The following is a 24596-nucleotide window of genomic DNA, read 5'->3' on the forward strand; positions in this document are numbered from 1 at the left end:
AATTATTTAGTTGCTTTCTTCTTGTTAGCAACAGTTTTTCTTTTACCTTTTCTAGTTCTAGAGTTATTCTTGGTACGTTGTCCTCGTAAAGGAAGACCTGCTCTATGACGAATACCTCTTTGACACCCGATGTCCATTAAACGTTTAATGTTTAATTGCACCTCAGAGCGTAGCTCACCTTCTATTGTATAGGAAGCAATTGCCTCTCTAATACCAGCGATATCTTCATCTACCCAGTCGTTAACTTTTTTGTCTTCGCTAACCTGAGCTTTTTCCAAGATCTCTTTAGCTCTACTTTTTCCTATACCAAAGATGTAAGTTAAACCTATAACCCCTCTTTTGTTCTTTGGTAAATCTACTCCTGCGATTCTAGCCATAACTTATCCTTGTCTTTGTTTAAACTTAGGATTCTTTTTATTGATTACATACAATCTACCCTTTCTACGCACAATTTTGCACTCGGGACTTCTCTTTTTTAGTGATGCTCTTACTTTCATCTCTTTAATATCTATAAGTAATTCTTGCTTTGGTAAGGTCGTAAGGGCTCATTTCAAGTTTTACTTTATCTCCTGGCAATAATTTAATGTAATGCATACGCATTTTACCAGAGATATGAGCCGTTACCACGTGACCGTTTTCTAATTCAACTCGAAACATTGCGTTAGACAATGCTTCGATAATACTTCCGTCTTGTTCTATTGCGGGTTGTTTTGCCATAATTAAGCTACAACTTTTCTATTTTTACCTGTTTTCATCAAGCCATCATAATGTCTGTTCAACAAATATGAATTCACTTGCTGCATTGTATCTATAGCTACACCTACTAAAATTAATAGCGATGTACCTCCGTAGAACAATGCCCAACCTTGTTGTACTCCCATTAATTTAACTACAATTGCTGGTAATACAGCAATAAGCGCCAAAAACAAAGATCCTGGGAACGTAATTAAAGACATTATCTTATCCAAATAATCAGAGGTTTCTTTACCCGGACGAATCCCAGGGATAAATCCACCACTTCTCTTTAAATCGTCAGCCATTTTATTTGTTGGTACTGTAATTGCGGTGTAAAAATACGTAAATATTATAATTAACAGTGCAAAAACAATATTATACCACAATCCAAAGATATTACTAAACTCTGTTTGTAGCCATTGACCAACTCCTGTATCTTTTAAAGCTCCTATTCTACCAATATATGCAGGGGCAAACATAATAGCCTGCGCAAAGATAATTGGCATTACTCCAGAAGCGTTTAATTTTAAAGGGATGTACTGTCTTGACCCAAAAACATTCTTCTCGTAACCTCCAGAAGCAGTTCTTCGTGCATATTGAACCGGAATTTGTCTCGTTGCCATTACCAACATAATACATGCTAGAATTACAACAAACCATAAAATCAATTCAATTAATATCAACATTAAACCTCCGTTAGAACCTGAAGTTCTAGACACAAATTCTTGCACGAAAGACTGTGGCATCGTTGCAATAATACCCACCATGATTAACAGAGAGATTCCATTACCAATACCTTTATCGGTAATTTTTTCTCCCAGCCACATGGCGAAGATGGTTCCTGTTACTAGAATAAGTACGGCAGGAATCATAAAATCCAGTCCTTTTCCTAAGATAAAGGCGCTATCTGGAACACCTAAAGAACCTAAAGAGTAAAGATAAGCTGGTGCCTGCACCAAACAAATACCAATGGTTAACCATCTCGTTATTTGGTTTAGTGTTTTTCTACCACTTTCTCCCTCTTTTTGTAATTTCTGAAGGTAAGGAATGGCTAATCCCATCAACTGTACTACGATAGATGCAGAAATATAAGGCATAATACCCAACGCAAAGAAAGAAGCATTTGCAAAAGCTCCCCCTGTAAATGCGTTTAAAACACCTAATAATCCACCACCATCTGTTCTAGACGATAATTCTGCCAATTGCTGTGTATCAATACCTGGCAAAACTACCTGCGCACCAAAACGGTACACTAACAAAAGGCCAAGAGTTATTAAAATCCTGCCCTTTAATTCTTCAATTTTCCAGATATTGCTTAATGTCTCAAAAAATTTCTTCATGGTTACTTGTTGGTTATAAACTTACTGCTTCACCTCCGGCTGCTTCGATAGCTGCTTTTGCACTGGCGGTAAATTTATGTACTGATACTTTTAATTTAGCTTTTAGTTCTCCACCACCTAATATTTTTACTAGATCGTTAGATTTTACAACTCCGTTGCTTACTAAAACATCTAAATCTACAGTGTCTTTTACAACACCCTTATCAACCAATTCCTGTAACTTGTTAAGATTGATTCCTGCGTATTCCTTTCTGTTGATGTTATTAAAACCAAATTTAGGAACACGACGTTGAAGTGGCATTTGCCCTCCTTCAAAACCAATTTTCTTAGAGTAACCAGATCGGGACTTGGCTCCTTTATGACCTCTAGCGGCTGTACCACCTTTTCCGGAACCTTGACCACGTCCTACTCTTTTTCCGTCTCTATGTACTGAACCTTCAGCAGGTTGTAAGTTACTTAAATTCATAACTATATTGTTATTAAGCTTCTTCAAAAGAAACTAAGTGTTCAACTTTTTTTACCATACCAAGGATGCTTGGCGTTGCCTCGTGCTCCACAACTTGACCAATTCCTTTAAGGCCTAGCGCTTTTAACGTTCTTTTTTGTGTTTCAGGACGTTTAATGCTGCTTTTTACTTGCGTAACTTTTACTTTTTTCATCTTATCCTTGGTTTATCCTTTAAAAACTTTTTCTAAAGAAATTCCTCTTTGAGCTGCAATAGTTCTAGCATCTCTTAAACGCAATAAAGCGTCGAAAGTTGCTTTAACCACGTTGTGTGGGTTTGAAGAACCTTGAGATTTAGAAAGTACATCGTGTACTCCTACTGCTTCCAATACCGCACGCACTGCACCACCGGCAATAACCCCGGTACCGTGTGAAGCTGGCTGAATGTAAACTCTAGCACCTCCGTATTTTCCTTTCTGCTCGTGAGGCAATGTACCTTTGTTAAGAGGGATACGAACAAGGTTTTTCTTAGCGTCTTCTACCGCTTTAGAAATAGCATCTGCTACCTCTTTAGACTTTCCTAATCCGTGACCTACTACACCGTTCTCGTCTCCTACAACAACAATTGCAGAAAATCCGAAGGCTCTACCTCCTTTAGTAACTTTAGTAACTCTTTGCACCCCTACTAGACGATCTTTCAATTCTAGTCCACCAGGTTTTACTAATTCTACGTTTTTATAATCTTGATACATATTTTCTTAGAATTTAAGTCCTGCTTCTCTAGCACCTTCTGCTAACGATTTTACTCTACCGTGGTACAAGTAACCTCCTCTATCAAAAGAGATGGCTTCGTACCCAGCGCTTTTTGCTTTCTCTGCAATAGCTTTTCCTACTAGAGCAGCTATTTCAATTTTAGTACCTTCTGCAGAACTAATTTCTTTATCTCTTGAAGATGCAGACAACAAGGTTTTCCCTGTTTCGTCATCTATCAATTGAGCATAAATTTCTTTATTACTTCTAAAAACAGCCAATCTAGGTCTAGCTTCTGTTCCAGAAACTACCTTGCGGATTCTGTTTTTGATTCTTTGTCTTCTTTCAGTCTTTGATAATGCCATAGTGCTAATTATTAAGCTGATTTACCTGCTTTTCTTCTTAATTGTTCACCAACAAACTTAATTCCTTTTCCTTTGTAAGGCTCTGGCTTACGGAAAGAACGAATCTTAGCTGCTACTTGACCAACTAATTGCTTATCGAATGAGGTTAGTTTTACGATTGGGTTTTTACCTTTTTCTGAAACAGTTTCCACTTTAACTTCAGGAGCTAAATCGATAACAATGTTATGCGAAAAACCAATGGCCAAATCTAATTTTTGTCCTTGGTTACTAGCTCTATAACCTACACCAACTAATTCTAACTCTTTAGTAAAGCCGTTAGACACACCTTCGATCATATTGTTAATCAATGATCTATAAAGACCGTGCTTAGCTTTAACATTTTTCACCTCTGAAGAACGCTCCACTACAACGCTTCCCTCTTCTACCTTTACGGTAACATCAGAAAATGTTTGCTTTAATTCTCCAAGTTTACCTTTTACGGTAACTTCGTCTTCTTTAATATCTACAGTAACCCCTTCTGGAATTGCTATTGGACTATTACCTATTCTTGACATTTCTTCTTGTCTTTATATATTAGTAAACGTAACACAATACTTCTCCACCTACATTCTCTTGCTTAGCTTGCTTGCTCGTCATCACTCCATGAGAAGTAGATATAATGGCAATACCAAGACCGTTAAGAACTCGAGGAAGTTCATCTTTACCGGCATACTTACGTAAACCTGGTGTACTTACACGCTTCAATCTTTTAATAACAGGCTCTTTGGTTAGCTTATCATACTTCAAAGCTATTTTAATGATACCCTGAACTCCGTCATCTTCAAATTTATAACTCAAAATATATCCTTGGTCGAATAAAATCTTAGTTATGTCTCTTTTCAAATTAGAAGCAGGTATTTCTACCACTCTGTGCCCTGCACTGTTTGCGTTTCTAATTCTTGTTAAATAATCTGCTATAGGATCTGTATACATCTATCTCTATTTGCGGTAACAGTTTTCAGTAAACATTACTGAACTTACTACCCGTTAAAATTTATTACCAACTTGCTTTTTTAACCCCTGGGATCAAACCTTGGTTTGCCATCTCTCTGAAAGTAACTCGAGAAATACCGAAAGTACGCATGTACCCTCTTGGTCTTCCAGTTAACTTACAACGGTTGTGCAAACGTACCGGTGAAGAATTTTTTGGCAATTTTTGCAATGCTTCATAATCTCCAGCTTCTTTCAAAGCTTTTCTTTTTTCAGCATACTTATCTACCAATTTTTGTCTTTTCACCTCACGGGCTTTCATTGATTCTTTAGCCATACTAGTTCTTTTTAAAAGGTAATCCTAATTCGCTTAATAATGATTTTGCTTCCTTATCGGTGTCTGCAGAAGTAACAAAGGTAATATCCATACCTGCCACTTTGTTAACTCTATCGATATTGATCTCTGGAAAGATAATTTGCTCGGTAATACCAAGGTTATAATTTCCACGTCCGTCAAAACCATTTGCTTTGATACCATTAAAATCTCTTACTCGTGGTAATGCAGAAGTAATCAATCTATCTAAAAATTCGTACATTCTTTCACCACGTAAAGTTACTTTTGCGCCGATTGGCATCCCTTTACGAAGTTTAAAAGAAGCAACGTCTTTTTTAGATATGGTTGCTACCGCTTTCTGGCCAGAAATTCTTGAAAGCTCATCAACTGCATAGTCGATTAACTTTTTATCTGCCACTGCTGCACCAACTCCACGGCTAATAACAATCTTTTCCAGTTTTGGCACTTGCATAACGTTTGTGTACCCAAACTCTCCTGTAAGAGCAGAAACAATTCTCTCTTTATACTCTTGTTTTAATCTTGGAATGTAAGCCATAATTAAATTACTTCATTAGATTTTTTAGAAAATCTCACTTTCTTACCATCTCTTACTTCATAACCTACACGTGTAGCCTCTCCTGATTTAGGATCTAGCAACGACAAGTTTGAAATATGGATAAGAGCTTCTTTCTTAACGATACCTCCTTGAGGGTTTTTAGCGCTTGGTTTCTCGTGTTTAGACACAAGATTAACCCCCTCAACTATCGCTTTATTCTTTTCACGATCTACTTTAAGCACTTGCCCTTCTGAACCTTTATGGTCCCCAGCAATTACTCGTACCGTATCTCCTGATTTTATCTTTAGTTTTATCATGTCTTAATGTATTAAAGCACCTCTGGAGCCAATGATACAATTTTCATAAACTGCTTGTCGCGCAATTCTCTAGCCACTGGTCCAAAAACACGTGTTCCACGCATTTCACCTTGTGGATTAAGAAGTACACAAGCGTTATCATCAAAACGGATGTAAGAACCATCTGGTCTTCTTACCTCTTTTCTGGTACGAACAACTACTGCTGTAGACACTTGCCCTTTTTTAACGTTTCCGTTAGGCGTAGCATCTTTTACGGTAACAACTATTTTGTCACCAACAGAAGCATATCTTCTTTTAGTACCTCCTAAAACACGGATAGCTAATACTTCCTTAGCTCCAGTGTTGTCTGCTACTTTTAATCTTGATTCCTGTTGTACCATAATTATTTCGCTCTTTCAATGATTTCAACTAATCTCCAACATTTGGTTTTACTCAATGGACGTGTCTCCATTATTTTTACTGTATCACCAATATTGCAATCGTCTTTTTCGTCGTGTGCAACGTATTTTTTCGTTTTCAACACGAACTTACCGTACATAGGGTGCTTTACTCGTTTTACTTCAGAAACCACGATCGACTTCTGCATTTTGTTACTTGTAACTACCCCTATTCTTTCTTTTCTTAAATTTCTATTTTCCATCTTCTAGCAGAATCGAATTATTGTAATTCTCTTTTAGTAAGCTCCGTTGCTAATCTAGCCACCGTTCTTCTAGTATGTCTCAACTGAAGTGGATTCTCCAAAGGTGTAATAGCGTGAGCTAATTTTAAATCTGCATATTGTTTTTTAACAATACCAAGCTGTTCTTGTAGCTCAGCAGTAGATAATTCTCTTATTTCTGATTGTTTCATAATCTTCTTAAATTAAATTAAGCTGAATAATCTCTAGCTACAATAAACTTTGTTTTAACAGGTAATTTCTGCGCCGCAAGTCTTAATGCCTCTTTGGCTACATCCATAGGCACACCACCTATTTCAAACATAATTCTACCTGGTTTCACTACAGCTGCCCAATATTCTGGAGCACCTTTACCTTTACCCATACGCACCTCAAGTGGCTTCTTTGTAATAGGTTTGTCTGGAAAAATTTTGATCCATAACTGCCCTTCCCTTTTCATAAATCGGGTTGCTGCAACACGAGCCGCCTCAATTTGACGCGCTGTGATGAATGATGAATCCATTGATTTTATACCAAACATACCATTTGACAATTCATGCCCTCTTTGCGAAATGCCTTTCATTCGGCCTTTCTGCTGCTTACGGTATTTTGTTCTTTTCGGCTGTAACATTTTCTTTTACTTTAAAAAATTACTTTCTACGACGAGATTTTCTAGCTCCACCGGCATTATTTCCACCTTTCCCTTGCTTTTTGGACATTCCAACAAGCGGAGAAAGCTCTCTCTTACCATAAACCTCACCTTTCATGATCCACACTTTGATTCCCAATCTACCATAAGTAGTATGAGCCTCATGTAATGCGTAATCAATGTCAGCTCTAAATGTAGACAAAGGAATTCTACCATCTTTATACGCTTCAGAACGTGCCATTTCAGCCCCGTTTAAACGTCCAGAGATTTGAACTTTGATACCTTCGGCGTTCATTCTCATCGCTGCAGCAATAGCCATTTTGATAGCACGTCTGTATGAAATTCTGTTTTCAATTTGACGAGCTATACTTGCAGCAACAAGGTTAGCATCTAGTTCTGGCCTCTTAATTTCAAAGATGTTAATTTGAACTTCTTTGTCGGTAATTTTCTTAAGCTCTTCTTTTAGCTTGTCTACCTCTTGACCACCTTTACCGATAATAATACCAGGACGGGCAGTAGTGATAGTAACGGTTACAAGCTTAAGCGTACGCTCAATAATTACTCTAGAAACACTAGCTTTCGATAGACGAGCATGGATATACTTTCTGATTTTATCATCTTCAGCAAGTTTATCTCCATAGTCATTACCTCCATACCAGTTGGATTCCCATCCTCTAATGATACCAAGGCGATTTCCGATCGGATTTGTTTTCTGTCCCATACTCTAATCTTAACTTTGTGTATTATTTTTAGCTCCAACCACCAATGTTACGTGATTTGAACGTTTTCTAATTCTGTGTGCACGACCTTGAGGTGCTGGACGAAGTCTTTTCAACATCGCTCCACCATCTACTCTGATCTCTTGTACAAATAAATCTGCTTCCTCTAGGTCTGCATCTTCGTTTTTAGCTTGCCAGTTTGCAATTGCAGAAACCAACAATTTCTCTAAACGGCGAGATGCTTCCTTTTGGTTAAATTTTAAAATAGCAAGTGCCTTCTCAACTTTTTCACCACGAACCAAATCAGCTACTAACCTCATTTTTCTAGGTGACGTTGGGCAGTTATTCAACTTTGCAAATGCTAAACTTTTTTTAGCCTCTTTTATTTGCTCTGCTCTTTCTCTTTTACGAACTCCCATGGCTACTTATTATTTTTTTCCTTTATTTTTCGCACCAGCGTGACCTCTGAAAGATCTTGTTGGTGAAAATTCTCCTAACTTATGCCCTACCATGTTCTCTGTTACATACACAGGAACAAATTGGCGACCATTATGTACAGCTATTGTTTGACCAACAAAATCTGGAGTAATCATAGATGCTCTAGACCAAGTTTTAATAACTGTCTTCTTACCAGATTCAACATTCTGTTGAACTTTTTTCTCTAAACTATAGTGAACGTAAGGTCCTTTTTTTAGTGAACGTGCCATCTCTTAATATTATTTCTTTCTACGTTCTACAATATACTTATTACTCGCTTTAGCTTTAGCTCTAGTTCTAAAACCTTTAGCAGGTATACCTTTTCTTGATCTTGGGTGACCTCCAGAAGCACGGCCTTCCCCACCACCCATTGGGTGATCAATCGGGTTCATAACTACCGGTCTAGTTCTTGGTCTTCTACCCAACCAACGTTTTCTACCTGCTTTACCAGAAACTACTAACTGATGATCTGAATTAGATACAGCTCCAATAGTTGCTAAACAACCCGCCAATACCAATCTAGTTTCACCAGAAGGAAGCTTCACAGTAGCATATTTACCTTCTCTTGCCATTAACTGAGCAAAAGCACCAGCCGAACGAGCCATCACAGCTCCTTGACCAGGACGTAATTCAATACAAGATATAATAGTACCTAATGGAACCTCACTTAAAGGCATTGCATTTCCTATCTCAGGAGCCACTCCAGAACCGGAAACAACCGTTTGACCTACTTGCAAACCGTTTTGAGCAATTATATAGCTCTTTTCTCCGTCTTTATAAGTGATTAATGCAATAAACGCAGTTCTGTTTGGATCGTATTGAATTGACTCTACAGTAGCCTCAACATTAGCTTTAGCTCTTTTAAAATCAACCAAACGATACTTTCTCTTATGACCACCACCTAAGTAGCGCATGGTCATTTTTCCTTGACTGTTTCTACCTCCCGACTTTTTTAACGGAGCGAGCAAGCTCTTATCCGGCTTATCAGTAGTAATCGCGTCAAATCCGTTTACTACTCTAAATCGCTGTCCAGGAGTTACTGGTTTTAATTTTCTTACTGACATTTTTTGTCTTTACTTATATATTATTATAAAAATCAATAATATCTCCTTCAGCTACTTGAACAATAGCTTTTTTAACCTTATTGGTTTTTCCGTGCTGGATCCCTGTCTTCGTATAACGAGTACTTCTTTTAGGACCGTAATTCATTGTACGAACTTTTTCAACAGAAACACCATAAGTAGCCTCAACAGCATCCTTTATTTGCAATTTGTTTGCACTATGATTTACCATGAAACCATAACGATTATGCAACTCGCTATCTGCAGTTGCTTTTTCGGTAATTATTGGTTTAATCAACACACTCATTGGTTCCTTATTTACTTAAATTCGACTCAATTCCTTCTATAGACCCCTCTAAAAGCACTACATTACTTGCATTAACAATTTTGTAAGTGTTTAATTCTGAAGAAGTTACAACTTCAGAGGTCTTTAAATTGCGTGACGACAAATATACGTTATTATTTGAATCACCCAACACAAAGAGGGATTTTTTATTTTCTAACCCTAAAGCTTTCAAAACTTTAGTGAAATCTTTCGTCTTTGGAGCTTCAAAATTGAAGTCTTCTAAAACGATAATTGATTTCTCTTGCGCCTTAATTGACAAAGCTGAACGTCTTGCCAAACGCTTAACGCCTTTATTAAGTTTTTGCGTATAATCTTTAGGTCTTGGACCAAAAATTCTACCACCTCCTTTAAATACAGGAGACTTGATACTACCTGCTCTCGCAGTACCAGTACCTTTTTGCTTTTTGATCTTACGTGTACTACCCGCAATTTCTGCTCTCTCTTTAGACTTGTGCGTTCCTTGACGTTGATTTGCCAAGTACTGCTTTACGTCTAAGTATACAGCGTGCGTATTAGGCTCTACACCGAAAACTGATTTAGAAAGCTCAACCTTTCTGCCAGTTTCTTTTCCGTTGATATCTAAAACTGCTACTTCCATTACTTCTGAACGATTACATAAGCGTTTTTATGGCCAGGAACACATCCTTTAACTACTAAAAGATTTTTCTCTGGAACCACTTTTAACACTCTTAAGTTTTGTACTGTTACTTTTTCTGCACCCATTTGCCCAGCCATACGCATACCTTTAAATACACGAGACGGATAAGATGCAGCACCAATAGAACCAGGTGCTCTTAAACGGTTGTGCTGACCGTGGGTAGATTGACCTACACCACCAAAGCCGTGACGTTTAACAACCCCTTGGAATCCTTTACCTTTTGATGTACCTGTAACATCAATAAATTCTCCTTCTACAAATTGTTCTACTGTTAAAGTATCCCCTAACTTGTGTTCGCTCTTAAAATCCTTGAATTCAACGACTTTTTTCTTAGGAGAAACCCCTGCTTTTTTAGCATGACCTAACTCAGCCTTGCTTGCACGTTTTTCTGCCTTGTCATCGAAACCAAGCTGAAGAGCCTCATACCCGTCAACCTCTGTGGTTCTGACTTGGGTAACTACGCATGGTCCAGCTTCGATTACTGTACATGGAATGTTTTTTCCATTCTCATCGAAGATGCTGGTCATACCGATTTTTTTTCCTATTAACCCAGACATTCTAAATTACGATTTACGGTTTTAAGCCTTTCGAAAACAACTTCCTATTGGCCGCCAACCTTTTTGTTAATTAATTACTTATTTATCTAAAAAACTTCAGGGTCAAAAATACTTTCAACCCTGAATGTATTTTTACCGTTTTTCCTTTGCTTACTAGCGCCGGACATGTCGCCTCCTGCAAAGGCAGGATCCTCTTTTGGCGTTCTTGAGATTCCCACCTACGCGGGAATTTATCACACCTTAATTTCTACTTCAACACCACTTGGCAACTCCAGCTTCATCAAAGCATCAATAGTTTTAGATGAAGAACTGTAGATATCCAAAAGTCTTTTGTAAGAACTTAATTGAAACTGTTCTCTAGACTTCTTGTTAACGTGCGGAGAACGTAATACAGTAAAGATTTTTTTGTGAGTTGGCAATGGAATTGGTCCAGTTACCACAGCACCAGTAGTTTTTACTGTTTTAACGATTTTTTCAGCAGATTTGTCTACCAAATTATAATCGTATGATTTTAGTTTTATTCTGATTTTCTGACTCATTTTCTTAAAATTTAAGCTTCAACTCCTTTTGCTTCCTTAATTACAGCTTCAGATATATTTGAAGGTGTTTCAGCATAATGTGAGAATTCCATTGTAGAGGTAGCTCTACCAGAAGATAGGGTACGTAAAGAAGTTACATAACCGAACATTTCTGACAACGGAACACTCGCTTTAATTACTTTAGAACCTGCTCTGTCGCTCATGTTATTAACTTGACCACGACGACGGTTAAGGTCACCTACAATATCTCCCATACTTTCTTCAGGAGTTAACACTTCTAATTTCATGATTGGCTCCATGATTACCGCTTTAGCTGCTCTAGCTGCCGCTTTAAATCCTAGTTTTGCTGCCAATTCAAACGAAAGTTGATCGGAATCCACATCGTGGTAAGAACCATCAGTTAAAGTAACCTTCATAGCATCTACTTCATACCCCGCTAACGGACCATTTTTCATTGCCTCCTTGAATCCTTTCTCGATAGACGGAACAAATTCCTTAGGAACGTTACCACCTTTAATTTCAGAAACAAACTCTAAACCAATCTTACCTTCTTCTGCAGGCTCCAATGTAAATACGATGTCTGCAAATTTACCACGACCACCAGACTGCTTTTTGTAAACCTCTCTGTGCTGTGCTTTTTGCGTAATCGATTCTTTGTACTCCACTTGAGGCTGTCCTTGGTTTACTTCAACCTTGAACTCACGCTTCAAACGGTCTACAATAATATCTAAGTGAAGCTCACCCATACCAGAAATAATAGTTTGCCCAGAAGCCTCATCTGTTCTAGCGGTAAACGTTGGATCTTCTTCAGCCAATTTAGCCAAAGCCATACCCATTTTATCCACATCAGCTTTTGTTTTAGGCTCCACAGCAATACCGATTACTGGATCTGGGAAGTCCATACTTTCAAGTACGATAGGTGCTTTTTCATCAGACAACGTATCACCAGTTTTAATATCTTTAAAACCTACAGCTGCTCCAATATCTCCTGCCTCAATATACTCGATAGCATTTTGCTTATTAGAGTGCATTTGATAGATACGAGAAATACGCTCTTTTTTACCAGATCTGTTGTTCAATACATATGACCCAGCATCTAATCTACCAGAATACGCACGGAAGAATGCCAAACGACCTACGAAAGGATCAGTAGCAATCTTAAATGCTAATGCTGCAAAAGGAGCACTAACATCCGGCTTACGTTTTTCTTCTGCACCAGTATCAGGATTCGTTCCAGTTACACCATCCTTATCTACCGGCGAAGGCAAATAACGACAAACAGCGTCTAACAAGAACTGAACACCTTTATTTTTAAATGAAGAACCACAAATCATAGGAATGATTGCTCTATCCATAACAGCCGCTCTAAGTGCTGCATGAATTTCTTCTTCAGTAATAGAACTTTCGTCTTCGAAGAATTTCTCTAAAAGATTTTCGTCATATTCAGCAACCTCTTCAATAAGTTTAGCTCTGTACTCATGAACTTCCTCCTTCATATCCTCAGGAATATCCACTACGTCAAAAGTAGAACCAAAGTTATCTTCATGCCAAACAATAGCACGGTTTTTAACCAAATCTACGATTCCTTTGAAATCAGCTTCATCACCGATAGGCAATACAATTGGAACTGCATTGGATCCTAACATTTCTTTCACCTGCTTAGCAACATTCAAGAAGTTAGACCCCTGACGGTCCATTTTGTTCACGAAACCAATTCTTGGAACACCGTAGTTATCAGCCAATCTCCAGTTAGTTTCAGACTGAGGCTCTACACCGTCAACCGCACTAAACAAGAAAACCAATCCATCCAATACACGTAAAGAACGGTTTACCTCTACGGTAAAATCCACGTGACCGGGAGTATCGATAATATTGAAGTGATAACCTTTGGTTTCTGGAGTTTCCTGTGCATTTTCCATTGGAAATCTCCATGTACAGGTAGTGGCCGCAGAAGTAATGGTAATACCACGCTCCTGCTCTTGCTCCATCCAGTCCATAGTAGCCGCACCATCGTGCACCTCACCAATTTTATGGGAAACACCAGTATAAAAAAGAATACGCTCTGTTGTTGTTGTTTTACCAGCATCAATGTGAGCCGCAATTCCTATATTTCTTGTATATTTTAAATCTCTTTGTGCCATTTTATTTTTTTACTAAAATCTAAAGTGAGAGAATGCTTTATTTGCTTCAGCCATTTTATGAGTATCCACTCTTTTCTTAACCGCCGCACCTTCTTCTTTAGCAGCAGCAAGTACTTCAGAAGCTAATCTTTGAGCCATTGATTTTTCATTTCTCTTACGAGAATATCCAATCAACCACTTCATAGCCATGGACACCTTTCTATCTGGTCTGATCTGCATAGGAATCTGGAATGTTGCTCCACCTACACGACGGCTTCTCACCTCTACGTGCGGCATAACATTAGACAATGCGTCTTTCCAAATCTCCAAAGCAGTTTTTTCTTCGTCTTGTTTTTTCTCTTCCACAATATCTATTGCATCGTAGAAAACTTTAAAAGCTACCGACTTTTTACCATCCCACATCATCATGTTAACGAAACGCGTCACTAACTGATCATTAAATCTTGGATCCGGTAAAAGAGGTCTTTTTTTGGCCTGTCTTTTTCTCATTTCTTCTTGTTAAAAGTTTTAATTACTTCTTAGGGCGTTTTGCTCCGTATTTTGATCTACGTTGCGTTCTTCCTTGAACACCAGCCGTATCTAGCGCACCACGAACAATGTGATACCTAACACCTGGTAAATCCTTAACCCTTCCGCCTCTTACTAATACTATCGAGTGCTCTTGCAAATTGTGACCCTCTCCAGGGATGTAAGCATTCACTTCCTTACCATTCGTAAGACGGACCCTTGCTACTTTACGCATAGCAGAGTTTGGCTTCTTAGGCGTAGTAGTGTAAACACGCGTACAAACCCCTCTTCTTTGAGGACACGAATCCAAAGCAGCCGATTTACTCTTCTTAGTAATTGTGGCTCTTCCTTTTCGTACTAATTGTGAAATTGTTGGCATAATCTACTAAACAATAATTATGTTTTATTAATTAAAAAATCCTCATAAAACGCTGGCTTTCAGCTCACAACTGAACAAACCTCTCGTTTAAAAGGGTGGCAAAGGTAGAAATATTTATTTATAAATCAAACCTTTAGCGATTTATTTTCAAGAAATTAAGGGTTGTAGCAAAAAAAAGCAATAAGAATCACTTTGAAGGGAGGTACTCAAAAAACAGCATCAAATATTATTTATTAATAAAATATTAAAAAAATAGGGTTTACAGCTTCAATTATAGTGTACAATCAACAAAAGACAAGTATTTGTTAAAAAAAATGCCTTTTCACTCTAAAAATGCCGAAACCCTCAATATTTTAAGTTAAAACTTAAAATTATAAAAATTAATTATTTAAAAAAATGATTACTTCACTAAAATAAGACCTACACAAGAACTTTATCTTAAAAAAATTGGAATAACATTCATTAACTGTTAAATATGCATTAATCAATTTTAAATATTCTTTAATTATGAAAAATTCGCCATTTGGAAGGAAAGCCCTCCAAACATCAAAATTATTAACCAAACTAACATCATTATCACTTCTCATAATCGCAGTCATATCCTGCGAAAAAGAAGAAATCAATGAAACTTCTAACTATGGAAATTTAAATAATGAATTTCAAGCATTACATGATCTGAAAGAGAACCCCACTACTGGCGGAGGCAACCCCTCAGATGACGAGGGTGGACCCGTAACCAACCCTGACAACCCAAACGATTACGACCCAAACCCGGACGGAATTGGAGACATTGATTATCCAGGACTAAATCCAAACAACCAGCCTCCAGACGGAGACCAGCAACCTAACCCTGAAACTCCAACCCCTGATCCATACACACCAGGGACAACACCAAATCCGCCACTCCATGATTTCGAACACGCAGACTAATTAAATATTTTATCCGCTTGACCAGAGGCTGTCTAAAATGTAAAAAGACAGCCTTCTTTATTTTTTTAAAGAACCTTAAAATCCAATTATAAAAACGTAAAGCTACACATTAAGCCCACACCGGTTCACAAAACTGCGCTCTTTTACAACCTGATTTTGCCTCAAGAAGATTATTTTAAAGAACTTCATCCAACCATCTTCTAGATTGTGCTTCCATAATGATCGATTTGCATGATATCGAGACCATAAGACGACCTTTAAGACTGGCGACGGGAACGTACTTTACCTCTTTTGGACACCTTAAAGACAACGGATACACAATCAATTCTGACCATGAAAGAATCACGACTCGTCTAAATCTTCAACATGAAGTTAGAGAATGGTTGTCAGGATCTGTAAATGTTGGTTACACCATTTCTGATGCCAACAACAACGGACAATCTGAAGATTCTGGAAGTGTTTTCTTGTTCGTAGACAACATCCCGTCCATTTACCCCTTATTCTTAAGAGACAACAACGGAAACACTGTAGAAGACCCTATTTATGGTGGCCCTCAATATGACTATGGTGAAGGCAGAGGCTTCGGAGGTTTAACAAACGCCATCGCGGATGCAATTTATTCAACAAGCGAAACGAAACGTCATGAAATAAACTCGAGCGCTTCATTAAATTTCAAGTTTTCAGATCATCTTACATTTGAGAACACGATTGGCCTACAGTATTTTACGACAGCTTCAACAATAGAAATAGTCCGTTTTACGGCCCAAGCGCCTCTCAAAACGGCTCTATCTACAAAATTTTCAGCTACAATATCTTAAACTTAATCCGTTACAAAAACACGTTTGGAAACCACAGTATTGAAGCCTTGGTAGCACACGAAGCTAATTCATGGGAGCAAAAATTCCTAGAAGCTTCTAAATCCAACTTGGTTGATCCAGATGGAGACGGATTAAGCAATGCAGCGGTTACAACCCCTCCTTTATCATATACAGAAGATTTCACCTTAGAAAGCTACTTTGCTCAATTAAACTACAACTTCAGAAACAAATACTTTTTATCTGGTACAGTTAGACGTGATGGCTCTTCTAGATTTAAAAACGATAAATGGGGAACTTTCGGTTCCGTAGGTGATGCTTGGGTTGTAAGCAGAGAAGAGTTTATGCAAAATCAAAATATCTTTAACAACCTTAAAGTAAAAACCAGCAACGGTATAATTGGTGAGCAAGGCGGTGTAGGCTATTACCCCGGCTACGATTTATATAACGTAGGGAATCTTAATGGAGACATTTCTTTGATATTCGACACAAAAGGAAACCCAGACCTAACTCGGGAGACTTCTAAAATGTTCCAAACCGGAATTGAAACTAGCTATGGCAACTTCTTGGATGTTACTGTAGATTATTATATCAAAAGCACAGATAATCTGATTTTCGACAGAAGAACAGGAACCTCCATCGGTTACGAATCTATCCAAGTAAACGATGGTAAATTACGAAACTCCGGTATTGAGTTTGACGTTCAAGGACACATTTTTAGAACAGAAGATTTGTATTTAGACTTAGGTGTTAATGGTGAAATATTGAATAACGAATTAACCGCTATGCCCATCGATCCATCAACCGGAGAACAAAAAGCATTAAATATTGATGGATACTTTGGACAATCTGTAGGACACTCCATTTACGATTTTTATATAAGAGAATGGGCTGGATTTGACTCAGCAGATGGGTCTGCCATGTGGAATTTATACTACTTTGACGCGAATGGCGATGGTGCTTTGCAATCAGGAGAGGAAACAATTACCTCTATGGCAGAGTATTTAGCACAATATCCTGAAAGAAAAGACGCTATCGGCAAAACTCAAACAAAAGTTTACCAAGAGGCAACGCAAAAGTATGTAGACAAATTTGCTATACCAGATATCCGCGGTGCCTTCCGTCTTTCTACCGGCTACAAAGGCTTCAACTTAAGCGCTCAATTTTTATACGGACTTGGAGGACACTCCTACGACTTTGTTTACTCGCGCTTAATGGATAACGACCAAGTAGGAAACAACAATTGGCACCAAGATATTTTAAACAGATGGCAGGAACCTGGAGACATCACTAATGTTCCTAGACTTTCAAGCAATTAGACTGGTGACCAAAATTTTGCTTCTACTTCGACAAGATTTTTAACTAAGGCAAATTACTTAAGCCTAAATAACATTCGTTTCGGCTATACTATCCCACAAAACTATGTTCAACAAATTGGGTTATCCCAAATGGAATTTTGGTTAAGCGGTGACAATCTTATGCTTCTTTCAGAAAGAGACGGATTCAACCCAACAACAAGCGAAACTGGAACATCAGACTGGTACAATTACGCACCACTATCTACAGTGACCTTTGGAATTAGAGCTAAATTTTAAAAAATGAAGAAAATGAAATCAAATATTATATTATCAGCACTTGCAAGCACACTAATGCTTGCAAGCTGTGGAGATGACTTTTTGGAAAGTGAACCAACAGAGTTCACTTCTCAAGACCAAATAGATGATGCTACTGAGATTAACCCGGAAGTTCCCGAAGGAACCGTTCGAGGACTCTACGCGTTGATGTCCACCAAGGGAACTGGAGGAACAGATTTAGACCATGACGATTTCGGCCAAAAAGGATGGGATATCTATTCAGACATACTTTCCGGAGATATGGTATTGGCTGGATTAACCTATGGCTGGTATTCTCAAGTTCCTCAATTGCAAACAACAATTGATTTTACTAATCCAGACAATGCAAAACCTTGGAGATATTATTATCGCATTATTTACCAAGCGAATAAAATCGTCCTTTCTTTAGGAGGCAATGAAACTACCCCAGAAAGCGTTTCAGACAAACACAACATGGGGCAAGCAAAGGCAATGAGAATCTATGCATATTTCTACTTGGCGAACCTTTATGCTGAAGGATATAACCCAACAGAAGAAATACTTCCTATTTATACTGAAGCTGAAGATCAAAACCAACCGCTTTCAACCACAAAGGAAGTATATGACCTTATCATCAAGGACCTCATGGAAGCAACGGTTCTTCTTGAAGGATTTAGCGGAACCAAAAGTGAAATTAACAAATGGATCGCCAAAGACCTTTTAGCATACGCCTATGCTGCTCAGGGAGAGTATAGCCAAGTTAAAAGCCTAACCCAAGAAATCATAAACAGCGGCGCCTATCCAATTATGACCGCCGAAGAAGTTATTGGAGGATTTAACACCGTTGCTACCCCATGCTGGATGTGGGGAACTGACATCACACTAGACAACAATCTTGACCTGGTATCTTGGTGGGGGCAAGTAGACTTGTTCACATACAGTTATGCATGGGCAGGAGACCCTAAATCTATTGATGATAATTTATATTCATACATTAAAGAAGGAGAGATCAGAAAAAGATCAATTTGTAGATGCTTATGGTGATGGAGTACTATACCCTATTGGTAAGTTTTACGCCCCTGGAAGAGAGATTGAGGGGAAACGTAATATTGAGACGGACTATGTTTACATGAGAATTGCTGAAATTTACTTGTTAAATGCAGAAGCCGCTGCAAGAACAGGAGATGAAGCCAGCGCCATTGCAAGTCTAAAAACACTACTAGACAAAAGAATGGATGACACTTCATATATAGATGCCCTTTCAGGCAACGCTTTGTTAAATGAAACCTAGCTTCAAACAAGAATTGAGCTTTGGGGAGAAGGAAAAAGCTACTTAGCTATGAAAAGGAACAAAGCAACCATAACACGTGGGCCAAACCACCTTTCATATCCTGGAGAATCATTTAGCTATGACGACGACAGGCTAACTTTGGAAATTCCACAAATAGAAATTCAAAACAATCTGAACATAAATTAATATGAATTATTTAGCTAATTTAAAAAACCTCCAGTTGAGAGGTCTTTTTTTATTGATGAATAACACGTCAAAAACATTTTTTATCTAAATCCTATTATTTTGGTAAAAAATGTTAAATAATAATACATATTTAACAATAATAAACCTATACTAATACATAAAAAACTACAATAATTACAGAGAATACAATCTATTAAGAATAATTGACTTTCAAATAAAGAAAACATAACAAAAGTTGAACAATCAATTAAAAACCTATGTAAATCAACTTTTTACAAGTGCTTTTTGTCGATCAATATTACCCTTAATCCTGTATTATCGAAATTAATTCCTTTCTTACGAACCAATCGTTTTAACATCTTAGAGATTTGTTTATCATAAATTAACATTAAAGAAATTTGCATTCTTAACATAAAATTATCACTTTCGCGAAAGCTAATTCAAATAAATTTATAAAATGAGAACAAAGTTTAGTGTATTTTCGACGCTAATACTAGCGTTGCTTGTGCAACTCACTTTTGCACAAGAAAAAACCGTTACAGGGGTGATTACAGACCAAGATGGTCTCCCGCTTCCTGGAGCGAATGTAGTAGTAAAGGGTACCTCTAATGGAACCCAAACAGACTTTGATGGAAATTACTCCATCCAAGCGAGCACAGGTGATGTTCTATCTTTTTCTTTCGTTGGACAAAAAACAGAAGAAAGAACGGTAGGCGCATCTAGCAAGATTGATGTGACTTTAGGCCTTGATGCTATTGCTATGGATGAAGTTGTTGTAACAGCTTTGGGGATATCTAAAAAGGAAAAAGCACTTGCATTTAGTGCTCCTAAAGTTGATTCAGAAAACTTGAATAGTGCTCAAAATAACAATATGGTTAGTGCACTTTCTGGTAAAGTTGCTGGGGTGAGCGTTAATACTCCTACTGGTAACTTAGGAGGATCTCAACGTATTCTAATAAGAGGGGTGAATTCTGTAACTGGAAATAACCAACCTTTGTTTGTAGTAGACGGGATCCCAATGGATAACTCAAACTTCAACACAACTGACGCTCAAAGAGGTGGCGGTGGAGTTGACTGGGGTAGTGCTATTAACGATATTAACCCTCAGGACATCGAGAGTATGACTGTTCTTAAAGGTGCGGCTGCTGCATTATATGGTTCAAGAGCTGCAAACGGGGTTATATTAATCACCACCAAAAAAGGAAAAAGAAAGAAGGGTCTTGGTATCACTGTTAATTCTTCTATCTCTTTTGATCAAGTCGCAATTCTTCCAGATTTGCAAAGAGAGTATGGTGGCGGAAGCAAGCTTACCTTTGATACTCAAACCATTAATGGCCAACAATACAAACTTGTTGAATATGCTGTTGACGAAAGCTGGGGGCCAAAATATGATCCATCTCAAATGGTACTTCACTGGGACGCTTTCGATCAAGAAAGTTTTCCACAAGACTACTTGAAACCAAGAGCATGGGTAGCACCGCAAAATGATGTTGAATCTTTTTTCAACGTAGGTGTCTCTAACACGAACAATGTTTCTATTTCAACCTCTGGGGAAAATGGTAATTACCTATTTTCTTTTGGTAGCCAAAATACAACAGGAACACTTCCAAATACATACTTAGACAAGTATAATATGAAAGTTAGTTTAAATCAAAATTTATCTGATAAACTAACTGCTTCTAGTGTATTAAACTATGCGAGAACCCAAGGTCAACGTCCTACAATAGGATACGGGGACAACAGTGTTACCCAAAAATTCTTTCAGTGGGGTCAACGACAATTAGATTACGATCGTCTAAGCAATTACAAAAACTTAGATGGAACTCAAAGAACATGGAACAGAATTGCTTGGGATGATGCTACTCCAAACTATTCTGACAACCCTTACTGGACTGTTTATGAAAACCATCCTACAGATGAAAGAGATCGTGTATTTGGTAATTTCAGTTTAAACTATCAAGTAACTGATGACTTAAGCTTGAAAGGTTCGGTTTACGGAGATGTTTATTCCTTTAAGAATACTGAGAGAGCTGCAGTTGGTTCTCAAGCTCAATCATATTATTTAGAGCGTAATTATAATTTTTACGAATTTAACTACGAGTTTATTGCAAACTACCAAAAGGCAATTAGCGATAACTTCGAAGTAACAGCATTAGCAGGAGCTAATAGAAGAGACAGCAAAAGAACTTATGTAGGATTTTCTACTACTGGAGGTCTTTCTATCCCTGGAATCTATAACATAAGTAATGGTTTAGGACCAATTGACAATCAGCCGAACGGACAGCCAGCATCAACTGATTTACGTACAGTAAACAGTATTTTTGGTAGTCTTGGCTTCTCAATTGCGAATCAATTATTCTTAGACTTTACAGCAAGAAATGATTGGTCATCAACTTTACCAGATGACAACAACTCTTATTTTTACCCTTCTGCCTCTGCAGCATGGTCTTTCTCTGACACATTCACTGGTGGTGGTAGCAACTGGTTTGGTAAGTTAAGATTAGGTTGGGCACAAATTGGTAATGACACTGATCCATACAGAGTAGTAACTACTCAGCTAATTCAAACACCATTCGACGGAACTGGTAGAGTAACATTACCTAATACTCGATTAAATCCAGATCTTCGTAGCGAGACAACTACTACTTGGGAAATTGGTACTGAACTAAGCTTTTTCAACAGAAGAGTTGGTTTAGATTTCACCTATTACAACAATAGAACGACTGATCAAATTATCCCAGTTGATTTGTCTTATTCAACAGGATACGGCGCAAAATGGATTAATTCAGGAGAAATGACCAATAAAGGGGTTGAGGTTGGATTAAATCTTTCTCCTGTACAAACAAATGATTTCCAATGGGATATCAATGTTAATTTTGCTAAAAACGTCAACGAACTTGTTTCTTTGGATGAAGGACTAGAAACCTTATTGCTAAGTAATGCACCATTCCGCGCACAATTAGTTGCCTTCACAGGAGCCACTTATGGAGTGATTATGGGTACCGATTATATATATGACGACGAAGGAAATAAGGTAATTACTTCCGGAGGAACTTACGCTGCCACAAGAGATCTAGTAAATTTAGGATCTGTTCTTCCAGAATGGACTGGAGGTGTTAGAAACAGCTTACGTTACAAAAATGTAGATTTTAGTTTCTTGATTGACACACGTCAAGGTGGTAAGTACTTCTCTACCTCTCACCAATGGGGTATGTACTCTGGTATGCTTCAAGAAACTGTTGATAATAACATAAGAGAAGATGGAATTGTTTTGGAGGGTGTAACAGGAGATATTACCTATAACCCTGACGGAACTTACGAGGTTTCTAACACAGCTCCAAACACAACAAATATCCCTGCTAAAACCTATGCGAAATCTCACTTTGGTACAGTAGATGCTCAAAATGTTTTTGAGTCTGATTATTGGAAATTGAGAGAAATAACCTTAGGTTATACCTTCAACAAAAGCTTTTTCCCATTTGTAGATCAATTAAGAATCAGTGCTTTCGGTAGAAACCTTTATACTTGGGGATTAGATTATGATGGTATCGATCCAGAAACAGTTTCTGGAGGATCAGGTAATATTCAAGGGCTTGAAGGTGGTTTACAACCTTCTACTAGATCTTACGGTATGAATATACAAGTATCATTCTAAAAAAAAATGAAAATGAAAACATTCAAATATAAACTTATAGCAGTCGCAACACTTTGCTTTGGGGCAGTATCATGTGATACGGACTATATTTCAGATCCGGACAACCCAGAAGTTGCACCAACAACTCAATTAGTAAATAATTCGCAGTTCGACCTAGCCTTCAACCTTAATGACCAATGGCTTGCCGGTCGCGGAACATTAGGATTCTCACAATATTGGGGAGGTACTTTTTACACAGATGAGAACAGATATCAACTACGTGTTAGTCAGATTAACGATTTCTGGAATGATCCTTACAGGATTTTAACAGATTTAAAAGAGGTTATCCGTCTTAATGAAGATCCTGCTACTGCAGATCTAATGTCTGCTTATGGTGATAATAACAACCAGATCCAAGCAGCACGTATTATGATGGCATATGCCTTCTCGAAATTAGTAGATACTTTTGGACCAGTTCCTTACTGGAGTTATGGCCAAAAAGACAATGCAGATTTTCAAGCGTTGAGACTAGATGAAGGTATCAATAGTCCTAAATACACTTCTGACGAAGTAATTTATGATGATTTATTGAACGAGCTTCAACAAGCTGCAAACATGATGGATTTATCTAAAACAGTTTTCACTGAAGGAGATACCTTCTGTAATGGTGATGCAGCCAAATGGGTTAAATTTGCTCACTCTTTAAGATTGAGACTAGCAGCACACCTTAACTCAGTAAATCCAACTTTAGCTCAGCAAGTATATGCAGAATCTGCAGATAAAGCTTTGATGAGCAATAGTGATAATATTTCATTTACGTTTGGTACCGACGACCTTACTGGTGGTCCTTGGCACGATGCTTTTACTGTAGGAGCTAGAAGAGATTTCGCTCCCACCGTGTCTTTAATGGATTTAATGTACAACCGTGTTGGACCTTTTTCAAGTATTAACGATGAAGACCCTCGTGTTGATCAGTTTTTTGATACTCGTAATGACACAGATGCAATTATTGGTGTACCTTACGGATTTGGTGATACTCCAGCGAGAAATGTAATTGATGAAGGTATTCCTGATGTTGAAATTATAAAGCCTGATTTCGTTCAGCCAATTATTGAGTTTGCTGAAATCGAGTTTATCCGTTCAGAATTTGAAGGATGGGATCAAACCCATTATTTAAACGGTGTTGAAGCTTCGATGGAAAGATGGGGCGTAGCATCAAGTGATGCATCAAGCTACATTTCAGCTTTACCTGCCGCTACTGAAGAAACAGTTCTAACTCAAAAATATCTTGCCCTTTACATGGATGGTATGGAAAGTTGGACTGAATACAGAAGAACTGGATTCCCTATGACGCTTTCAGTTCCTGGCGATACTTATGACTATGAAGTAGAAAATGAAGATGGAACTACTCAAACAGTTACAGCAACCTTCACTACTTTAATTCCTGGTCTAAATGAAATTCCAAGTAGAGTAACTTACCCACAAAATGAGCAATTATTAAATAAAGCGAATTGGGAAGAGGCTCGAAACACTCTTAGTGATGGAGACCAAATGTTCTCAAAGATTTTCTGGGATATTAACTAATCCAAGAATATTATTATAATTTAGCTAAGAAACCACCTCAAATTGAGGTGGTTTTTTTATATCCGA

Annotated in this window: 36 protein-coding genes and 1 pseudogene; 9 read left to right on the plus strand and 28 right to left on the minus strand. The window is 37.8% G+C overall.

Annotated elements, in window-relative coordinates; genetic code table 11:
- Positions 1-2 precede the first annotated feature (2 nt).
- The 28 genes from rpsM to rpsL form a co-directional block, all read right to left on the minus strand.
- On the minus strand, positions 3-377 hold the full coding sequence (gene rpsM / locus NDQ75_RS01840) for a 30S ribosomal protein S13 (RefSeq protein WP_202029063.1): 375 nt from the start codon (positions 375-377) through the stop codon (positions 3-5).
- 3 nt (positions 378-380) lie between these two features.
- A complete protein-coding gene (gene ykgO, locus NDQ75_RS01845; RefSeq protein WP_178949689.1) occupies positions 381-497 on the minus strand; it encodes a type B 50S ribosomal protein L36 in 117 nt (38 codons plus the stop codon).
- 4 nt (positions 498-501) lie between these two features.
- Positions 502-717, minus strand: a complete 216-nt coding sequence (infA, locus tag NDQ75_RS01850; RefSeq protein WP_008613577.1) for a translation initiation factor IF-1 — start codon at positions 715-717, stop codon at positions 502-504.
- A gap of 2 nt (positions 718-719) precedes the next feature.
- Positions 720-2075: a preprotein translocase subunit SecY gene (secY, locus tag NDQ75_RS01855; RefSeq protein WP_202029064.1), complete on the minus strand. Its 1356-nt coding sequence runs from the start codon at positions 2073-2075 to the stop codon at positions 720-722.
- A gap of 13 nt (positions 2076-2088) precedes the next feature.
- Positions 2089-2541 carry a 50S ribosomal protein L15 gene (rplO, locus tag NDQ75_RS01860; RefSeq protein WP_202029065.1) on the minus strand — a complete coding sequence of 151 codons (453 nt, stop codon included), beginning with the start codon at positions 2539-2541 and terminating at the stop codon, positions 2089-2091.
- A gap of 13 nt (positions 2542-2554) precedes the next feature.
- Complete coding sequence (gene rpmD / locus NDQ75_RS01865; protein ID WP_202029066.1) at positions 2555-2734, minus strand: 50S ribosomal protein L30; 180 nt, start codon at positions 2732-2734, stop codon at positions 2555-2557.
- A gap of 12 nt (positions 2735-2746) precedes the next feature.
- Entirely contained in the window at positions 2747-3271 is a 525-nt protein-coding gene (rpsE, locus tag NDQ75_RS01870) for a 30S ribosomal protein S5 (RefSeq protein ID WP_178949693.1), read from the minus strand.
- Positions 3272-3277: 6 nt separating this feature from the next.
- Positions 3278-3634, minus strand: coding sequence for a 50S ribosomal protein L18 (gene rplR / locus NDQ75_RS01875; RefSeq protein WP_202029067.1), 357 nt, complete (start codon positions 3632-3634; stop codon positions 3278-3280).
- Between the two features lie 11 nt (positions 3635-3645).
- On the minus strand, positions 3646-4188 hold the full coding sequence (gene rplF, locus NDQ75_RS01880) for a 50S ribosomal protein L6 (RefSeq protein WP_202029068.1): 543 nt from the start codon (positions 4186-4188) through the stop codon (positions 3646-3648).
- Between the two features lie 19 nt (positions 4189-4207).
- Positions 4208-4606: a 30S ribosomal protein S8 gene (rpsH, locus tag NDQ75_RS01885; protein ID WP_202029069.1), complete on the minus strand. Its 399-nt coding sequence runs from the start codon at positions 4604-4606 to the stop codon at positions 4208-4210.
- Between the two features lie 64 nt (positions 4607-4670).
- Positions 4671-4940, minus strand: a complete 270-nt coding sequence (rpsN, locus tag NDQ75_RS01890) for a 30S ribosomal protein S14 (RefSeq protein ID WP_202029070.1) — start codon at positions 4938-4940, stop codon at positions 4671-4673.
- A gap of 1 nt (position 4941) precedes the next feature.
- On the minus strand, positions 4942-5493 hold the full coding sequence (gene rplE, locus NDQ75_RS01895; RefSeq protein ID WP_202029071.1) for a 50S ribosomal protein L5: 552 nt from the start codon (positions 5491-5493) through the stop codon (positions 4942-4944).
- A 2-nt stretch (positions 5494-5495) separates the two neighbouring features.
- Entirely contained in the window at positions 5496-5810 is a 315-nt protein-coding gene (rplX, locus tag NDQ75_RS01900; protein WP_202029072.1) for a 50S ribosomal protein L24, read from the minus strand.
- Positions 5811-5821: 11 nt separating this feature from the next.
- Positions 5822-6190: a 50S ribosomal protein L14 gene (rplN, locus tag NDQ75_RS01905; RefSeq protein WP_202029073.1), complete on the minus strand. Its 369-nt coding sequence runs from the start codon at positions 6188-6190 to the stop codon at positions 5822-5824.
- 2 nt (positions 6191-6192) lie between these two features.
- The gene (gene rpsQ / locus NDQ75_RS01910) at positions 6193-6450 is read right to left on the minus strand and encodes a 30S ribosomal protein S17 (protein WP_008613590.1); all 258 of its coding nucleotides are present in this window, start codon (positions 6448-6450) and stop codon (positions 6193-6195) included.
- Positions 6451-6467: 17 nt separating this feature from the next.
- The gene (gene rpmC / locus NDQ75_RS01915) at positions 6468-6659 is read right to left on the minus strand and encodes a 50S ribosomal protein L29 (RefSeq protein WP_202029074.1); all 192 of its coding nucleotides are present in this window, start codon (positions 6657-6659) and stop codon (positions 6468-6470) included.
- 17 nt (positions 6660-6676) lie between these two features.
- Positions 6677-7096 carry a 50S ribosomal protein L16 gene (rplP, locus tag NDQ75_RS01920; protein WP_202029075.1) on the minus strand — a complete coding sequence of 140 codons (420 nt, stop codon included), beginning with the start codon at positions 7094-7096 and terminating at the stop codon, positions 6677-6679.
- A gap of 19 nt (positions 7097-7115) precedes the next feature.
- Positions 7116-7835, minus strand: a complete 720-nt coding sequence (rpsC, locus tag NDQ75_RS01925; protein ID WP_202029076.1) for a 30S ribosomal protein S3 — start codon at positions 7833-7835, stop codon at positions 7116-7118.
- A gap of 9 nt (positions 7836-7844) precedes the next feature.
- Positions 7845-8252 carry a 50S ribosomal protein L22 gene (rplV, locus tag NDQ75_RS01930; RefSeq protein WP_202029077.1) on the minus strand — a complete coding sequence of 136 codons (408 nt, stop codon included), beginning with the start codon at positions 8250-8252 and terminating at the stop codon, positions 7845-7847.
- Between the two features lie 9 nt (positions 8253-8261).
- Positions 8262-8540, minus strand: a complete 279-nt coding sequence (rpsS, locus tag NDQ75_RS01935; RefSeq protein ID WP_008613595.1) for a 30S ribosomal protein S19 — start codon at positions 8538-8540, stop codon at positions 8262-8264.
- Positions 8541-8549: 9 nt separating this feature from the next.
- On the minus strand, positions 8550-9374 hold the full coding sequence (gene rplB / locus NDQ75_RS01940; RefSeq protein ID WP_202029078.1) for a 50S ribosomal protein L2: 825 nt from the start codon (positions 9372-9374) through the stop codon (positions 8550-8552).
- Between the two features lie 13 nt (positions 9375-9387).
- On the minus strand, positions 9388-9678 hold the full coding sequence (gene rplW / locus NDQ75_RS01945; RefSeq protein ID WP_202029079.1) for a 50S ribosomal protein L23: 291 nt from the start codon (positions 9676-9678) through the stop codon (positions 9388-9390).
- Positions 9679-9685: 7 nt separating this feature from the next.
- Positions 9686-10315 carry a 50S ribosomal protein L4 gene (gene rplD / locus NDQ75_RS01950; RefSeq protein ID WP_202029080.1) on the minus strand — a complete coding sequence of 210 codons (630 nt, stop codon included), beginning with the start codon at positions 10313-10315 and terminating at the stop codon, positions 9686-9688.
- Complete coding sequence (rplC, locus tag NDQ75_RS01955) at positions 10315-10932, minus strand: 50S ribosomal protein L3 (RefSeq protein WP_202029081.1); 618 nt, start codon at positions 10930-10932, stop codon at positions 10315-10317. The genes rplD and rplC overlap by 1 nt, the downstream gene beginning before the upstream one ends.
- Before the next feature lie 233 nt (positions 10933-11165).
- Positions 11166-11471, minus strand: a complete 306-nt coding sequence (rpsJ, locus tag NDQ75_RS01960) for a 30S ribosomal protein S10 (protein WP_008613600.1) — start codon at positions 11469-11471, stop codon at positions 11166-11168.
- An 11-nt stretch (positions 11472-11482) separates the two neighbouring features.
- Positions 11483-13612: an elongation factor G gene (gene fusA, locus NDQ75_RS01965; RefSeq protein WP_202029082.1), complete on the minus strand. Its 2130-nt coding sequence runs from the start codon at positions 13610-13612 to the stop codon at positions 11483-11485.
- Positions 13613-13624: 12 nt separating this feature from the next.
- The gene (gene rpsG / locus NDQ75_RS01970) at positions 13625-14101 is read right to left on the minus strand and encodes a 30S ribosomal protein S7 (RefSeq protein ID WP_202029083.1); all 477 of its coding nucleotides are present in this window, start codon (positions 14099-14101) and stop codon (positions 13625-13627) included.
- 22 nt (positions 14102-14123) lie between these two features.
- On the minus strand, positions 14124-14498 hold the full coding sequence (gene rpsL, locus NDQ75_RS01975; RefSeq protein ID WP_143954394.1) for a 30S ribosomal protein S12: 375 nt from the start codon (positions 14496-14498) through the stop codon (positions 14124-14126).
- A gap of 507 nt (positions 14499-15005) precedes the next feature.
- On the opposite strand from rpsL, the gene NDQ75_RS01980 reads away from it, so the two are divergent.
- The 9 genes and pseudogenes from NDQ75_RS01980 (at position 15006) to NDQ75_RS02010 (ending at position 24530) form a co-directional block, all read left to right on the plus strand.
- The gene (locus tag NDQ75_RS01980) at positions 15006-15428 is read left to right on the plus strand and encodes a hypothetical protein (RefSeq protein WP_202029084.1); all 423 of its coding nucleotides are present in this window, start codon (positions 15006-15008) and stop codon (positions 15426-15428) included.
- Positions 15429-15646: 218 nt separating this feature from the next.
- The gene (locus NDQ75_RS01985) at positions 15647-16246 is read left to right on the plus strand and encodes a hypothetical protein (protein WP_202029085.1); all 600 of its coding nucleotides are present in this window, start codon (positions 15647-15649) and stop codon (positions 16244-16246) included.
- A pseudogene (locus NDQ75_RS01990) lies at positions 16213-17562 on the plus strand (TonB-dependent receptor domain-containing protein); the annotation flags it as partial. The gene NDQ75_RS01985 and the pseudogene NDQ75_RS01990, both read left to right, overlap by 34 nt.
- 129 nt (positions 17563-17691) lie before the next feature.
- Positions 17692-17838, plus strand: a complete 147-nt coding sequence (locus NDQ75_RS01995; RefSeq protein WP_202029086.1) for a hypothetical protein — start codon at positions 17692-17694, stop codon at positions 17836-17838.
- Positions 17839-17850: 12 nt separating this feature from the next.
- On the plus strand, positions 17851-18879 hold the full coding sequence (locus NDQ75_RS02000) for a RagB/SusD family nutrient uptake outer membrane protein (protein ID WP_317191289.1): 1029 nt from the start codon (positions 17851-17853) through the stop codon (positions 18877-18879).
- On the plus strand, positions 18809-19126 hold the full coding sequence (locus NDQ75_RS15955; RefSeq protein ID WP_317191290.1) for a RagB/SusD family nutrient uptake outer membrane protein: 318 nt from the start codon (positions 18809-18811) through the stop codon (positions 19124-19126). Before NDQ75_RS02000 ends, NDQ75_RS15955 begins: the two co-directional genes overlap by 71 nt.
- A gap of 48 nt (positions 19127-19174) precedes the next feature.
- Positions 19175-19312, plus strand: coding sequence for a hypothetical protein (locus NDQ75_RS15960; protein ID WP_317191291.1), 138 nt, complete (start codon positions 19175-19177; stop codon positions 19310-19312).
- Positions 19313-19817: 505 nt separating this feature from the next.
- Positions 19818-22967, plus strand: coding sequence for a SusC/RagA family TonB-linked outer membrane protein (locus tag NDQ75_RS02005; protein ID WP_251762019.1), 3150 nt, complete (start codon positions 19818-19820; stop codon positions 22965-22967).
- A gap of 12 nt (positions 22968-22979) precedes the next feature.
- On the plus strand, positions 22980-24530 hold the full coding sequence (locus NDQ75_RS02010) for a SusD/RagB family nutrient-binding outer membrane lipoprotein (RefSeq protein WP_202029088.1): 1551 nt from the start codon (positions 22980-22982) through the stop codon (positions 24528-24530).
- Positions 24531-24596: the final 66 nt, after the last annotated feature.

It is taken from the genome of Galbibacter mesophilus (assembly GCF_023721415.1).
Taxonomy (GTDB): Bacteria; Bacteroidota; Bacteroidia; order Flavobacteriales; family Flavobacteriaceae; genus Galbibacter; species Galbibacter mesophilus.